Source organism: Amycolatopsis orientalis DSM 43388 (genome assembly GCF_000411975.1).
GTDB classification, from domain to species: Bacteria; Actinomycetota; Actinomycetes; order Mycobacteriales; family Pseudonocardiaceae; genus Amycolatopsis; species Amycolatopsis orientalis_D.
In genome coordinates this window covers 1-13,262 of sequence record NZ_ASXG01000023.1, presented here as the reverse complement: position 1 = coordinate 13,262, position 13,262 = coordinate 1, and the positions used below count along the sequence as shown (strand labels likewise).

The window sequence follows — 13,262 nt, the reverse complement described above, 5'->3', positions numbered from 1 at the left end:
GGTGCGGTTCTCCTGAGGTTGAGAGACGGGCGGAACGGGGCGGAGCTACTTGCCCCAGACCAGGCGGCTGATCTGCTCGGGTGTGTCCTCGACCGGTTCGGCCGGAGCGCTGGCCGCCGGGCGCAGTGCTTCCACCGGCGGCCGTCCGGCGGTGGTGCGGGTTGGCGGCGCGGCAGCCGTGACCAGTGCCGAGATGACCCCGGCCAGCTCGGCGGCGTCGGCCGTCAGCTCCTCGGCCGTTGCGCCGTTGAGCCGGGCGGCGAGCGCGTCCGGCAGCTGTGCCGTCCGGATGACGGTCAGCCGGGCGAGGTCGAGTTCCGCGGCTTCGGCGCGCTGCTTCGCGGCGGTGGCCTGCTCGGTCAGCTGCTCGGCCTGCTCGCGCAGCGTCGCCAGCTCGGCAGTCTCGGCGGGCGGCTCGGCCGCCGGTGCCGGCTGCGCGGCAACCGGCGGTGCCGGGGTTGCGGGTGCGGCGGGCTCGGCGGCGGGCTGGGCTGGCTCGGCCGCAGGGGCTTCGGGCATTGCGAGTACTCCAAAGGGTCGGTGAGCAAGGTGCGGGGTGGAAGGCCACCCGCCCGGTTTCCTCATGCGCGACAGCGGTGAGACGACTGTTTTCGGGCTGTCGTGGGAATCCGGGCGGGCGGCCGGTCTGATGGCGCTCAGCCGCGACGGGCGGCTGCGTGAGCGCGGCGGAAAGCGTTGCGGGCGTCCTTGCCGGACAGTCCGGCTGTCGAGGTCTCCCACAACGCGGCGAACCGTTGGGACGCTTCGGGGAGCACGACGGGGCCGAAGACGGGTTCGGCCTGGCAGTTGCAACCGTCGTGGTACTCCTCGCCGGTCGCCGCCGAGGTCGTGGCGGATCGCTCGGAGCGATAGAGCACGGCTTTGCCGATCGCTCCCCGGCTGGCGAGCATCGCGCAGAACGCGCACGGGTTCGCGTCGGTGACGCGCAACCAGCCCCGTGCCGCCCGGTCGTCCCGCACTGCGGCCCGCACGGTCGCCCGGCCCGCCTCGAGAACGTGGCGAGAGCTGGCCGCAGCGACACCCGGCCCGGCCCGGTCCAGCGCACGCGCGGGATCCCAGCCGCCGAAAACGAACCGGACCACCGTGCGAGTGCCGGTGACCCGCAGCGAAGTCAGCGCGCGGTCTCGCCACGGCCCGGCAGTGCCGGCCGGATCGGCGCGCGGCGTGAACGCCGCAACCGCGGGGATCTCGGCCCGCCGGAACTCGCGGTAGTAGGCCGCCGCCAGCTCGGCCGAGTCGTCGCGGTGCCGCGCCAACACGGACAGGATGTGCCCGGTCCACCCGGCATCGGTCAGCCGCAGCGGGTCCAGCGACCGCCAGACGGCGAGGACTTCGGCCACGACCCGCGCGGAGAGACGACCTTGGGCAAGCCGGTGCGCGGTGGTGACTGCGCGTCCGGCCCTGGTGCTGGCCATAGGTTCACCGCCCGTTCGGGTCGGCGGTGGCGCGGGCCAAGGTGTCGGCCAGCAGCGCGTGCCCGTCGACCGACTGAGGCATCTGCTCCCAGCGGCGCACGTCCTGGTCAGTGACACCGGGCAGGCGTTCCCAGGCCGCGCGCGCGGGCACGTCGAGCATCTGCACGGCCTTGCCCCAGGCGTCCACGACGGCCGACAGCGGACTGGTCGAGGTGTCGCGCCAGCGGGCGACCGAGGTCGTGTCGAGCCATCCGGCCTCGTCCCCGGCCGCGAGGCAGGACAGCCGCAGCGTCTGCTGCCACGACTCCCCGTAGGAGGTCTTCCGCTCGCCGACCCGGCGCTGCAGACCAGCGTCGGCGGCGGCGATCGTGTCGGCCGCCAGGTTGGACAGCGAACCGTGCAGCGCCCACGCGGGGGTCTGAGTGATCGCGGCGAGGTGCCGCAGGATCTGCTCCAGGACGGCGACGTATCCGGACATGTCGGTGGAGTCGAACGTCCCGAAACGCGTCTCCGGCGAATCCGAGTGCAGCAGCCGATCCGGGCCGATCGGCGGTTCCTCGTCGTCGTCCAGCTCCAGCCCGGCGGCCCAGCGCTGCCGGTGCGCGCCGTGCTCGCCGGTCGTCATCAGCAGGAACGTCTGATAGTTCAGCCGGTCCTGAATGTCGAGGACCGGAGCGACCACGCCGGGACTGTCGGCGTCCAAGTCGTCTTCGTCGAGGAACCGGACTACCGGGCAGATACCGAGTCCGTGTTCCGCGTGGTCGAGGTAGGACGGCCCACGGCCGGGCTCGTCCTCGGACAGGGTGTAAACCGCCTGGTCATCGAACAGCCGATAGACCTGGCGCGGCCCCTCCGGAGTCCAGGACGTCTTCCGGTGCAGGGCGTAGATCGGCCACGGGTCGGCGTCGTCGGCGTAGACGGCCGTCATGTTGCGCGGGGACACGCCCCGAATGACCGGGGCCGTGTCGCCGGGCAGGACCGTGGTGTACGCCCAGCCGTACTTCAGCGTGGCCCGGTGCACCGCGGCCTGGCGGCGGGCCATGCCGTTCTGGTTCCAGTGCGACCAGCCCAGCGGCTCGTCCGCCTGGTCGTCGCCGAGCGCGCGGTAGCCGTCCACGAACAGGTTCTGCGCGAGCAGCTGCATCAGCAGGCGACACCAGTTCGTCCGCGACCGGTCCAGCAGCCAGCGGTACGCCCGGCGGGCCGAGCGGGGCGCGAACGGCAGATCGTGATCACCCTGGACATAGCGGTGAATCCGGTTGTTGCGGGCCTGGTCCGGCCAGACCGCTTCGATCCGGCGCGCGACGTCAGCGGACTGAGCAGGAGGCAGAAGCATGCTTCCTCCTTCCCCAGCGTTTGCATACAATGTAGGGATACATGTCTATACGAAGGGGGACCGATGGCTATCGCGGAAACGCTTGCCGCAAAAACGATAAGTGAAAACATTCTGCAAAGACTGGCGTTCACAGCAGTGGGAATCTGCTCTACACTGTGGATGGCTTTTGCCGCGCTTCTTCACATCACTGAGCCCACCGCCATTGCAGAGCGCGTCGGAGATTACCTGGGCTTCCCTAACGTTCAGGAGAAACTGTCCCCTGTCGCCGCGTGGGCGGCAGAGCCTCGACATGGCGCGTTGTTCATCGGCGCAGCCGTCATTGCCGGAATCTTGTTCAACCTCGGCGCAACACCGATACTTACCGTAAAGAATTCAGCGCCGAGGATAGCGTGGGTCTTCTTTCTTTTTGCAGTACAAGGCACAGAACTCTTGACAAGCGCGACTATAGTTGCAGTCACCAGCCTTCTCGCTTTTGTATCATCGTGGTTCGCAGCAGGAGAAAGCAGAGATATCGTCATTTCATTAATCGTGCTGGCGAAGAACATTTTTGTCAATCTGATCGTAATGTTCTACCCGATATCCGTTTTGGCCAGCTGGTTCCTTGCTTCCTATGGAGGAGAAATGCCAGCAGATTTGTCGCGTGAGCGCCCTCAGCCGACCGGTGCGGCAACAACCCCGCCTGCTCCAGTCCGGTGATGTCCACGTGCTGGGACTGACGTAGCAGGTCTCGATCGGGCGCACGGCAAGGTCATTCTTGCGCAGCGAATTGGGCACCCGCTTCCGGATGAGCGCATCGCAGCGAGTTGGCCGGACGGTTGGGGCTGACGAATTCAGGAATCTGAAGCGCATGTCGAGCCTGACAGCCGGGCGGCGGTGCCCGGCTGTCAGGCTCGCAGAGCGGCTTCGATGGCGTGCAGCATCCTGGTGAGGTCGTCGCCTCCGGCCGGGTTGATGGTGAGCCAGCCGTCGGTGACCGCGGCGGTGAACCGGCCTTGTTCGGTGTCGATCCAGTAGGGCGGGTGTTCGTTGCGGACGCGTTCGGTGCCGCGGCGGATCGCGACGTACAACCGTCCAACGTGGATTCGGGGAGCCTGCATCCACTCGACGGCGCGCCGGGCGTCGCGGGCGCTGTTGGTGCGGGTCGGCGGCGGATTTCCGGCGAGCACGGCGCTGTAGTCGGCTTCCGAGCAGGACAGCGAATGCAGGTTCGACACGGGCGGAGTGCCCGGCAGCGCCGCCACCAGGTCGCGGGCGACGGACTCCGCCGAGCTGGGGAAGACCGTGATCGTGTCATGGTCGGCGACCGCGAGGATCGCGTCCCGTCCAGCGGCCGCCGCCTGCAGGGTCACGTCGCGGCCGTTGATCCGGGCCCAGCAGTAACGGTCGACGGAGGGTCGTTGCAGGAGCCCGATGACGTCGGCGAAGTCGCGGACCGGCCAGCCGGTGGCGGCGAGTTCGGCGTCCGCCTTCGCGTCCTGCTGGACCTGCTCGTCCGGCGGATACCACTTTTCCCCGCCGATCAGCGTCGGATGCGGGTCGGAACGGTCGATCCGGCGGACCAGATTCTGGTAACTGTCGCGGGAAAACCGCAGGGGGCTCCGGAGCAACGTCAGGCTCCGATGGTGGGCGGGGTGGGGCGCATGCCGTCGGGGTAGCCGCCGAACAACTCGTCGACGTCGTCGTCGAGGTAGGTGACTTTCCGCTGGTGCTCCTCGTCTTCGGTGCCTTTGCCCTTTCCGGCACCAGCGCCCATGCCGCCCGCGCCCGCCGATCCCTTGGCACCGGTTCCGCCTACGGCACCGGGACGCGCCGCGCTCTGACCGCCTGTCGGGGTTCCCGTGCCGGTCCCTGCGCCCGCGCCGAGCTGCTGCCCGCTGCCGCCCGCCCCGAGGCGCGCACCAGCACTGCCTCCGCTGCCGCTCCGCCCGCCGCTGCCGCTTTCCCCACTGCCGCCCGGCGTACTGAACCCGCCAGATGGGAGACCGAGGCCGCCGACTGTCGAATCCGTTCCGCTGCTGTTAGGCCCGAAGGTCGGCAGCATCCCAGTGCCGAATCCCGGCGCATCGCTGACCGGCGCTTTCGGTATATATCCGGCCGCCGTCGTGGAATCCGGTGCCGGAGCGTGCTGCGCCGGAGAGTTCCCGGCACCGGGAAGGTGAGACGAGCTGCTGCCCGGCGAAGGCACCGAACTGCCCGCCGAACCAGGACCGCCTGCGCTGGGCGAATAGCCTCCGTGAAGGGAACCGCTGCCACCAGTCATGCCGGTGGTTCCTCCGGTGCCCCCGGTGCCCCCGGGAGGACCGGACGTGCCACCGTCGCCTGGAGCGGACCCGACCGCAACCCCGGCCGGAGCGGCATTCAGGACCGGATAGTCCTTGGCCGACGCATTGCGGTTTCCGTCCGTGGTGGCGACGTAAGCTCCGTAGGCTTCCTTGTTGTTCTTGTCCGCGTCGTCCCAGCGGGCCGCCGCTTTTTCTGAATCGCTCGCGCCGAACGGACTGTAGCTGGCCAGATCGTTGGTGTCGGGACGGCTGGCGTCCATCTGAGTCAGCTTGTTCAACGTGCCGTGGAAACCGCTGTTCTGCTCGGTCAGGGACTGGGCGCTGCGGCCGAGGTCTTCCGACGCCTGCCGAGAGGTTTCCAGCAACGGGGTCAGCCCGGCCCTGGCCTTGCCGGCTGCGTCGCCTTCCCAGGAAGCGTCCATCTTGCCTTGCAGGCGCGAGATCCTGGTGATGAGGGTTTCATGGGCCGACTTGAGCGCATCGGCTGCCTGCTGGCCGGAGTCAAGGGAGGCCGTGTTGCCGCCATAGCGGTGCATCCGGGCGTAGACGTCCGCGCCGGTGTAACCGTCAGGCATCAGTGGCCCCCTTTCTGGAGATATTGGACGACGTAGCCAGCAACCTTCTTGCCCAGCTCGCAACCCTCAGCAAACGGGTGCTTGAGCCCATCCAGAGCGACGCTGATGGTGTAGGTGAGATCGTCGCGCACGCCGACTGCCAGCGCGCAACTGCCCGGCGGCGGGTTGCTGGAGGCGTTGTAGACCACACCGGGGTAGCCGTTGACGGAAAACGGCTCGAACCGAGTGATCCCGCCGAACTGCTTCTGGCCGTAGAGGCCGCTGATCCCGCCATGGGATGGGTCCTTGGTGAATACCGTTCCAGTGACCCCAGAGGTGCCGTCTTCGTAGGCGAAGATCCAGCTGCAGGCAGGCCCGATCGGATTTTCAGGCTTTGACCGCACGGTCTTGAGCGGCGCACCAAGCGCAGCGACCTGGTCCGCGGTCATCGCGGCGCACGGCGCCTTCTCCAGAGGTGCGGGGTCCAGCGGAGCGGGCACCGCCGGTGCCCCGAAGCTCAGCCCGGTCGAGGTCTGCGGTGCAGGGGACGCTGGGGCAGCCTGGCCGGACTCGCCCGCGCATCCGCTGAGGAGAACAACAACGGCGGCGAGACTGACGGTGATGGCACGGCGGCTAGTCATTTTTGGGGCGGAAACCTTTCAGATGGTCGGCGGCCTGGTGCTCTTGCTTCTGGTAAGTATCCAGGGCCTGCTGAAAAGAATCCCGCTGACGCGTCAACTCCGCGATGACGGAGTCGAGATAGTTGCTGTAAGACTGACCGGCTGCGTTGGCGTCCTGGACGTAGGCGATGCTCGCCACCTCATCTCCCATCGGAGTGAACGAGCGCAACGCATCTGCCTGCGGCCTGACGTCGTTCTTGACCCAATCCAGGATGTCGTTCATCTCGGTGACGATCTCCTTGATCAGTTCCGGCGTCAGCCGGTAACCGCCGCCCCCGCTGGCCATGCCCTCGTTGGCCTTCGCCTGCGCGTCGGCGGCTTCCTTCGCCACCTGTTCGGGTGTTTTATCCCGGACGTACTTGTACCCCGGCACCAGTGGTCCCTGCATGTCCGCAGGCAGGTGCCTGACGCGCTCGACGTCGTCATCAGCCATGAAAGCCTCCCCAGCCTTCTCACCGAACGACACGGACGGTATCACGGGTGTCTGCAATTGGTGACAGCCTTCACCGAAGCTTGTGATCAACATTGGAAAGGGAGGTTGGCCAGCAGCTCAGGTGAAGACGCGGAGGCGACCGGTGCGGCGCCGGTTCCTTCTCGCCCATTCGGGTGAGGCCAGCAGTAGGCGGCGGACGTGCCGTGCGCCGATCAGGCACACCGCAAGGTCGATCTTGTGCGGCGACTCCCGGGCTTCCTTCCGGATGAGCACGCCGTAGCGGGTGGACTGGCGGCGGGCGTTAAGCACGTGCCGGGTGAGCCGCGAGTCTCCGTCGTGGGTCAGGGCCTTCTGCTTGATCTCGGCCAGCGTCCGTTCCACCGCTGGGACGAACTCCGGGACCTTGGCGCGCATGTCGAACGCGACGGCGGAGCGGCTGCGCCCGGGGGTCGCGTCGATCAGCAGCCGGTCCCCGAACTCGAACGCCCACGAATCCACGTAGGACTCGAACTCGCGGACGTCGGCGAAGAACCCGACCACGTCGAACCGGTCGAATGAGGTGCGCACCGCCAGGTCGGCGGCCGCCCGGTCGACTTCCCAGCCGACATCGGCGGGGCCTTCGGGCTTCTCCTGGCAGTGCAGGACGGCGGCGTGCCCGTCGGACATGCGCACGGCTACCAGGCCGGTGGCGTCGTCGTTCTTGCTGCCGTCAAAGAACATGACCACTGTGTCGCCGTCGAGCAGCGGGGGCCGCTCGGGGTCGTGGCAGGCTGTCCATTCCGGTGCGGTGGTCCACGCGGTGGCGGCCGAGGAGCGCTGGTTGAAGAAGTACCGGCGGGATTCCTCCGGCGCTTTGGTCAGGTCCCAGAACTCGTTTTCGACAATGCCGGGCAGGTCCATCCAGTCTGCGGCCGGTCCGTAGACCTCCCGCAGTGCCGCCACCATGGCGTCCAGGTCGGTCAGCTCGACGTCGGCCGGGGCTTCGCGGTGGTCCCACAGCAGCCGGGCCGAGCGGGTGCGGCCTTCCCGGATGGCTTTCGCTTGCCGGTCGAGTGCTTCCAGGATCGAGTCTTCCCCGGCCTGGTACATCGTGGACGTCAGCAGTCCCCACGGCTGGGCGGCTTTGCGCTTGCGCAGGTTGCGGTCCACCGTCTTGAACATCCGCCGCAGCTCGGGTGTGATGTACAGGTGCGGTTCGTCAAAGATCGCAAGCGATTCCTTGCCGCCGTCCTTCGCGGATGAGCTGGCGGTGGACGGGACGATTTCCCCGCCGCCGGGCAGCAGGACCCGGGTCAGTCCGGCGGCGTCCTTGGGCAGGTCTTCGCCGAGCGGGCCTTCGGTGAGGTTGTAGTGAATGACGTCGTAGGTGTTGCCGGTTTGGCTCTCTTCCGTTGCCAGGCAACGGATGTAGGGGTAGGTGAGCGGCTGGCCCATGGGTTCGCCGGGCTCGTAGGTGTAGGTGAAGTCCCGCCACCGGTAGGTCTCGCCGCCGGTGGCCCATCCGCAGAACCGGCACGGGCCGAATGCCTCGAACAGGCCGACGAATCCGGCGATCTCCGACTTAGCGCGGCCTTTCGCCCGGGAGAGCACGGCCCGGCTGTACTGGCGGCGGCCGTGGCCGTCGAGGGCGTAGGCGTCGACCAGGAACCCGGCGAACTCGTCGTCCAGGTCGACGTCGTCGCCCTGGACGTCGCCGGGGCCGTGCACGGTGAAGTGCTCGACCCACGCCGAGGCCAACCAGCCGAGGGAGCGTGCGCGGTCGTGTCCGGGGGCGTAGACCAGCTCACGCGTCACCGGACAGCCTCCGGCGGCGCTCGTCGAGCCGGGTCACCGCGGCTGCGTCCGGGGTCGGCGGGGCGTCGGCGTCTTGGCCGGGCGTGGTGTAGCGGATGCGCAGCTTCAGCCGGTCCTCGTGGGTGAGGCCGAGTTTCGCCGCGCGGAGCCGCAGTTCGGCGGCGCGGTTGGCCTCTCCTCGCCAGAAGGCGTCGACCAGCACCGCGGTTTCCATCGCGAAGCGCCAGTCGGTGTCGGTCCAGAGGCGGCAGTGCGGCATGTGCCGGACGGCGTCCCACCAGGCGAGGGTTTCCGGGTGCCACTTTTTGCGGCCGTTGCGCGGCAGCTCCGGCGAGTCGCCGTCGAACGGGACTGCCTCGACGGTGGTCCAGTCGTAAGCCTTGGGGTTGCGGTTGCGCGGGTTGGCCGAGGGCGGCCGTCCGGTGATCGCCAACGGTCACCCCCCTCGGTTCAGGCGGCAGCCGGGTACGGCTTCGCCAGCGGGGCGACCTGGCGGCGCATTGCGCGGTCGAGCGGGTACAGGTAGCGGTGCTTCACCGCGGCTTCGGCGACCCGGCGCACGTGCGGGTCCACGGTGCGCCGCACGAACTCCTCGGCGGTCTCGCCCGTCGGCCTGTGGACCGCCAGGTGGCGCAGCGTCCGGCCGTGCACCAGCTGCCCGTGAACGATGTAGGAGACATTCGCGGCGCTGGTGGTGCCGGTATAAATCCAGTTCCCGGCTTGGTAGATCCCGCCTCGGTGGCCTTGGGCGGTGTCGGCGTAGGACACGATCAGCCGCAGGCCAGGGCAGGCGGCGCGGAGCTGGCGCAGGCTGGCCGCAACCATTTGAGTCACGGGGTGCTCGTGCGGTCGCAGTGCGACGCGCAGCAGCTCGACGCACTCGGTCTGGTCCAGGCCGTAGGGGCCGCCGAGCGCGGCCGTGGCGGATCGGCCGAACATGACGACTCCGGAGAAGTCGCCGTGCTCCCACACTCCGAAGGGAGCGATCTTGCTTCGCGGCATCTTCTGCGAGTAGTGCCAGCGCAGCACGGCGTACTGGGCCGCGTGCCATGAGCACGGCGCGACCAGCAGCGGAACGGCCGGGTCAGCGTGCGGTCCGCCCGGCGGAGGAAGCTCCGCGGCACCGGCGGGCGAGCGTGCGGGCAGAGAGCTGGTCGAGGCGGGGAACGCTGGTGAGCGGGCGGAAGTCGGGTTCGCGGGCATCCTTGGTCCGGGGACGGGGTGAGGTGGCGGCCAGAGCGGCGTCACCTCCCAGCAGGTCAGAGGTGGCGCGGCTGGACCGCCACGGCCGGCGTCGGGCAGGGGTGGTGAAATCGCCGGAGTTTCGTACAGACCGCGAGGTGCTATGCCTAACCGGTGCGGCGTCCGGGGCGGCGAGGGGTCACCCCCCAGGGGTGGCGGTGCGTGACGACTGGCGGCCTTTGCGCGTGGTCGAACTGGTCACAGCGTCATCGTGAGCGGTCGTCTCGGGCTCGATCTCGGCCGGGCCGGTCGACTCGGCCTGCGCGTCGGGCGCGGCGACGGCCAAGCCGGTGGACAGCAGCCACTCGGCGGCCGCTTGGTCGTGGTCTATGACGGCGCGGGCGGAACGTCCGCCGAGTGAGCGCAGCAGCAGGATGCGCACGTGTTCACCTCTCGATCAGTCCGGGGTGCGGGTCGGCGGGACGATGCGCGGACGGGCGTCGGGAGGCTGCGGCCCGGCCGCCTTCGCGACCGCTCTTGGTGGCGTGGCACGGTCCGCATATCCCTTGCAGGTTCTTGTCTGAGTGGTCGTCGCCGGGGCGGACGTGGTCTACCTCGGTCGCGGGTGCCAGCTGGCATACCCGGCAAATCGGATCGCGGCGCAGGACGCGGGCACGTCGTCGCGGCCAGTCGGGGGGAAGACGTGCGGCGCGGTCGCTGCCGAACCAAGCAGGCAGGGGTTCACCGCCTCGTAAGCATCGAATGGAGACCGCGCGTGCGTGGAAGGCGGATACGGGAGAGCCCCGGCTACCGAGGGGGAGGGGGTAACCGGGGCTCTCAACCGAGACTGTAGAGGATCACTGTGCAAATACACGTGTCCAACATGACTAATCTAGCGTTCGGTCCTGGTCGGGCGCAACCGGGTTCCGTTCGCGCGCCGCCTTGACGTGCCGCAGCGCCGTTCGATAGTTGACGCCGAGACGTTGCGCAATGTCCGGAATGGACAGTGGTTCGCCGTCGTCGGTCCGTTCGTTCAGCAGCTCGGCCACGCGCACGGGCAGTTCCGTGCGGGGAACGCTTTCGGTGCTACCGGCAGGACGTCCGCCGCCGCGCTTGCGCTCGGGATCGGCCCTGCTGGCGCGGTACGCCTCGACTGTGGCGCGATACCAGAACGGGACTCCGCCGAACTCCCGATCGGCCGGGGGCACCAGCGGGCGTTCTCCTTCGGCGCGGGTGCGTTGCCGTTCCACGCTTTCGTACCGCGTCCAGGTGGCGGTGCTCATGCCCGACTCTTGCGCGGCCTCCGGCCGGTCGAGCAAATCGCGGGGGTTGCCGAGCGGGGGCAGCTCGGGCACCGGCTCCCCGCGCGCGAACGCGGCGGCCTGCGCCTCGTCCCACAGCTTGCGGTGCGTCTTGCCCCGCATCGGATTGACCGGTGCCGGGTGTCCCGGCCGCTCCCACGGGGCGGGGTTGGCACGTTGCGCGGTGCGCAGGCTCATGCCGTGCAGAGCGGCGATGTCCTCTTGAGTGATCAGCGTGCGGCCCGCCGGTATCACGTGCTCCCCGTTTCCGTCTCGACGCGTTCTCGTGCTGTGGCGAGAATAGTCCGAGGCCCCGGTTCCTGTCTGGAACCGGGGCCTCGGATCACCGGCTAGCTTTCGACGGCGGTCCGGGCGGCCTTGCCGACCTTGGTCTGCCCGGTGTCGGCGTTCCGGCCGTCGCGGCGGCCAGCTTCTGCCCCGGCGATGTTGTGCTTGTCCTCGTGTCCGAACTTCAGGTCAGGGAAACGCTTCTCGAACGCGGCCTTGGTGCGCTCGGCGTCGGTGACCAGGACCAGTTCCCCGGCCTTCCCCTTGACCTTCTCCGCCATCGCTTCGCGCGACCGGACGATCTTCTCCGCGACACCCGCGCCGTAGGCGGGCAGGTAGGAGCGGAAGAAGGTGCGGCGCTCGATGTTGGCATTGGCGGGGGTGTCGAACATGCCCTGCCGCTCAGCCATGTGCGCCCGGGCGGCGGCCATGCCCTGAGCTTCGGCCTGAAGCAGGATCGAGGGCAGCAGCAGCTCAAGCGCCTTGAGCGTCGCGGCCGGGCCCATGATCAGCACCCAGCGCGGCTTGCCGTTCATAAGGTTTCCCATGGTGCACACGGAGCAGCCGTGCGCCTGGGCCACCGTGTAGACCAGCGAGGCGCGTGCCTTGCCGTGCCAGCCCTGGCCGGAGATCTCGAACTCAAGCAGCCGGATCGGTTCCGGGCGCTTGCCGTCGCGGTGGCGGACGGTGGCCGCGTCGAGGTTCTGCTTGGCGATCAGCTCGGCGGCCTTCGCGGCGAAGATCTGCGCTTCCTCCGGAGTGGCGGCGGAGTCTTCGGCCTTGGCCAGCAGCTTCTGGACTCGCTCGGTGATGTTGGCGTTGGTAGCCATGACGGTGATCCTTTCGGTTGATCACGGTGGGTTGTGGTGCCGGGAGCGGGGTTCTAGGGCCGTTCCCGACAAGAAGAATACTATCTGAAGTTAGCGACACAGGGAAGGGGGATCAGGGGTGACCCGCCCCACGTTCCCGGACGGGTCACCCCTGGATAGGTTGCGGCGTAAGGCTGTTCCTACTCTTCCGCCGTCGCGGGGCCGGTGCGCTCGACCCGTTCGAGTATCTGCCGATACAGGTTGGTTGCGCAGGATTGGACCGACTCGCGCGGCGGCAGCTCGAAAACGTCGACCTTCAGCGGCTCAAAGCGCGTGAGCAGGCTCAGGCGCGCGTGCTGAGCCAAAGCGTGCGCCCCCCCGGGGCACGGGCCGCCGATTCCGAGCCGGACGCACCACCGGCACGGCTCGTTGTCGGCGATGCGATCCGGAATGGCGTAGAGCACGAGAACGTGTGCACTGGGCGGGGAGGTCATACAGTAGACGGCCCACACGCGCGTGCCGCCTGTCTGTCCATTGTGGTCGCTCATGGGGTGAATTCCCTTCGGGCAAAAGGTGCGGGCCCGGCAGCCGGAGACCTTGCCCGGCGCATTTTCGGGCGAAGTCTGGATAAGCGGGGCGGCGAAACGAGTTCCGCCGCCCCGCGCGGGCAGGTGTCCGGCTACTGCTGGGGGATGACCTTCCGGTCAGCGATCATGCGCTTGACCGCGAACATGGCGACATCCCAGCCCAGTCCGGCGGGAAGCGCGACTACGGCCGTGGATACCAGTGCACCGGCCTCCAGTTCGGCCCGGTCGCGCTCGATCGCAACGTGCAGCTTCATTCCGGGGCACGTTGCCTGCTTCCGCTCCCAGCACAGTGCGCACGGTTCGTCGTCCGTGGCGAAATTCGCCATCAGCCGGACAATCGTCGGCTCCCACAGCGACGGCGCGCCGTCGGCGGAGACGCGAGGCAACGTGCCCTCGGGGTAGCCGTCCAGGAAGTTGCCCAGCGCGGCGAAGCGGTAGAGCACCCACCACTCAATCATGTTGTCGTGCAACGTCTTTCCTTCCGATTCTGATCACGGTGTGTGTGCGCTGGGATCGGGGTTCTAGTACTCCAGCTGTAGTTCGTGATCTTGCTGGAGGGGTCGTGTGAGACGGGTGCGGC

The 13,262-nt window shown here is 68.5% G+C and carries 16 protein-coding genes; 1 reads left to right on the top strand and 15 read right to left on the bottom strand.

The features are described from left to right. Positions 1-45: 45 nt before the first annotated feature. The 3 genes from L942_RS03820 to L942_RS03810 form a co-directional block, all read right to left on the bottom strand. Positions 46-519 carry a hypothetical protein gene (locus tag L942_RS03820; protein ID WP_037354947.1) on the bottom strand — a complete coding sequence of 158 codons (474 nt, stop codon included), beginning with the start codon at positions 517-519 and terminating at the stop codon, positions 46-48. Between the two features lie 137 nt (positions 520-656). Beyond that, the gene (locus L942_RS41880) at positions 657-1,436 is read right to left on the bottom strand and encodes a VG15 protein (RefSeq protein ID WP_158684410.1); all 780 of its coding nucleotides are present in this window, start codon (positions 1,434-1,436) and stop codon (positions 657-659) included. Between the two features lie 4 nt (positions 1,437-1,440). Further along, positions 1,441-2,772 carry a phage portal protein gene (locus tag L942_RS03810; protein ID WP_051165696.1) on the bottom strand — a complete coding sequence of 444 codons (1,332 nt, stop codon included), beginning with the start codon at positions 2,770-2,772 and terminating at the stop codon, positions 1,441-1,443. A gap of 63 nt (positions 2,773-2,835) precedes the next feature. On the opposite strand from L942_RS03810, the gene L942_RS44110 reads away from it, so the two are divergent. After that, positions 2,836-3,468: a hypothetical protein gene (locus L942_RS44110; protein WP_158684409.1), complete on the top strand. Its 633-nt coding sequence runs from the start codon at positions 2,836-2,838 to the stop codon at positions 3,466-3,468. 188 nt (positions 3,469-3,656) lie between these two features. Here the strand turns inward: L942_RS44110 and L942_RS03805 are convergent, their stop codons facing one another. From L942_RS03805 to L942_RS03745, 12 genes are all read right to left on the bottom strand, one after another. Then, the gene (locus L942_RS03805) at positions 3,657-4,379 is read right to left on the bottom strand and encodes an ESX secretion-associated protein EspG (protein ID WP_037354944.1); all 723 of its coding nucleotides are present in this window, start codon (positions 4,377-4,379) and stop codon (positions 3,657-3,659) included. A 2-nt stretch (positions 4,380-4,381) separates the two neighbouring features. After that, on the bottom strand, positions 4,382-5,629 hold the full coding sequence (locus L942_RS44105) for a hypothetical protein (RefSeq protein ID WP_051165695.1): 1,248 nt from the start codon (positions 5,627-5,629) through the stop codon (positions 4,382-4,384). Then, positions 5,629-6,249, bottom strand: a complete 621-nt coding sequence (locus tag L942_RS03795; RefSeq protein ID WP_081654927.1) for a DUF3558 domain-containing protein — start codon at positions 6,247-6,249, stop codon at positions 5,629-5,631. Before L942_RS03795 ends, L942_RS44105 begins: the two co-directional genes overlap by 1 nt. Continuing rightward, on the bottom strand, positions 6,242-6,721 hold the full coding sequence (locus L942_RS03790) for a hypothetical protein (protein WP_158684408.1): 480 nt from the start codon (positions 6,719-6,721) through the stop codon (positions 6,242-6,244). The genes L942_RS03795 and L942_RS03790 overlap by 8 nt, the downstream gene beginning before the upstream one ends. A 117-nt stretch (positions 6,722-6,838) precedes the next feature. Then, complete coding sequence (locus L942_RS03785; protein ID WP_037354937.1) at positions 6,839-8,515, bottom strand: terminase; 1,677 nt, start codon at positions 8,513-8,515, stop codon at positions 6,839-6,841. Next, on the bottom strand, positions 8,505-8,948 hold the full coding sequence (locus L942_RS03780) for a hypothetical protein (protein ID WP_051165694.1): 444 nt from the start codon (positions 8,946-8,948) through the stop codon (positions 8,505-8,507). Before L942_RS03780 ends, L942_RS03785 begins: the two co-directional genes overlap by 11 nt. 17 nt (positions 8,949-8,965) lie before the next feature. Further along, positions 8,966-9,718: a hypothetical protein gene (locus tag L942_RS03775; RefSeq protein WP_051165693.1), complete on the bottom strand. Its 753-nt coding sequence runs from the start codon at positions 9,716-9,718 to the stop codon at positions 8,966-8,968. Positions 9,719-9,896: 178 nt separating this feature from the next. Continuing rightward, the gene (locus L942_RS03770; protein WP_037354935.1) at positions 9,897-10,139 is read right to left on the bottom strand and encodes a hypothetical protein; all 243 of its coding nucleotides are present in this window, start codon (positions 10,137-10,139) and stop codon (positions 9,897-9,899) included. A gap of 445 nt (positions 10,140-10,584) precedes the next feature. Next, positions 10,585-11,196 carry a hypothetical protein gene (locus L942_RS41870; protein WP_158684407.1) on the bottom strand — a complete coding sequence of 204 codons (612 nt, stop codon included), beginning with the start codon at positions 11,194-11,196 and terminating at the stop codon, positions 10,585-10,587. 152 nt (positions 11,197-11,348) lie between these two features. Beyond that, positions 11,349-12,116, bottom strand: coding sequence for a DUF2786 domain-containing protein (locus L942_RS03755; RefSeq protein ID WP_037354932.1), 768 nt, complete (start codon positions 12,114-12,116; stop codon positions 11,349-11,351). A gap of 179 nt (positions 12,117-12,295) precedes the next feature. Continuing rightward, positions 12,296-12,643: a hypothetical protein gene (locus L942_RS03750; RefSeq protein WP_158684406.1), complete on the bottom strand. Its 348-nt coding sequence runs from the start codon at positions 12,641-12,643 to the stop codon at positions 12,296-12,298. A 131-nt stretch (positions 12,644-12,774) separates the two neighbouring features. Then, a complete protein-coding gene (locus L942_RS03745; protein ID WP_037354926.1) occupies positions 12,775-13,152 on the bottom strand; it encodes a hypothetical protein in 378 nt (125 codons plus the stop codon). Between the last annotated feature and the right edge of the window lie 110 nt (positions 13,153-13,262).

Bases quoted from the DNA above. Each gene is read 5' to 3' on its own strand.
- L942_RS03820 (WP_037354947.1), bottom strand. From the start codon at position 519: ATGCCCGAAGCCCCTGCGGCCGAGCCAGCCCAGCCCGCCGCCGAGCCC.
- L942_RS41880 (WP_158684410.1), bottom strand. From the start codon at position 1,436: ATGGCCAGCACCAGGGCCGGACGCGCAGTCACCACCGCGCACCGGCTT.
- L942_RS03810 (WP_051165696.1), bottom strand. From the start codon at position 2,772: ATGCTTCTGCCTCCTGCTCAGTCCGCTGACGTCGCGCGCCGGATCGAA.
- L942_RS44110 (WP_158684409.1), top strand. From the start codon at position 2,836: ATGGCTATCGCGGAAACGCTTGCCGCAAAAACGATAAGTGAAAACATT.
- L942_RS44105 (WP_051165695.1), bottom strand. From the start codon at position 5,629: ATGCCTGACGGTTACACCGGCGCGGACGTCTACGCCCGGATGCACCGC.
- L942_RS03795 (WP_081654927.1), bottom strand. From the start codon at position 6,249: ATGACTAGCCGCCGTGCCATCACCGTCAGTCTCGCCGCCGTTGTTGTT.
- L942_RS03790 (WP_158684408.1), bottom strand. From the start codon at position 6,721: ATGGCTGATGACGACGTCGAGCGCGTCAGGCACCTGCCTGCGGACATG.
- L942_RS03775 (WP_051165693.1), bottom strand. From the start codon at position 9,718: ATGCCCGCGAACCCGACTTCCGCCCGCTCACCAGCGTTCCCCGCCTCG.
- L942_RS41870 (WP_158684407.1), bottom strand. From the start codon at position 11,196: ATGAGCCTGCGCACCGCGCAACGTGCCAACCCCGCCCCGTGGGAGCGG.
- L942_RS03755 (WP_037354932.1), bottom strand. From the start codon at position 12,116: ATGGCTACCAACGCCAACATCACCGAGCGAGTCCAGAAGCTGCTGGCC.
- L942_RS03750 (WP_158684406.1), bottom strand. From the start codon at position 12,643: ATGAGCGACCACAATGGACAGACAGGCGGCACGCGCGTGTGGGCCGTC.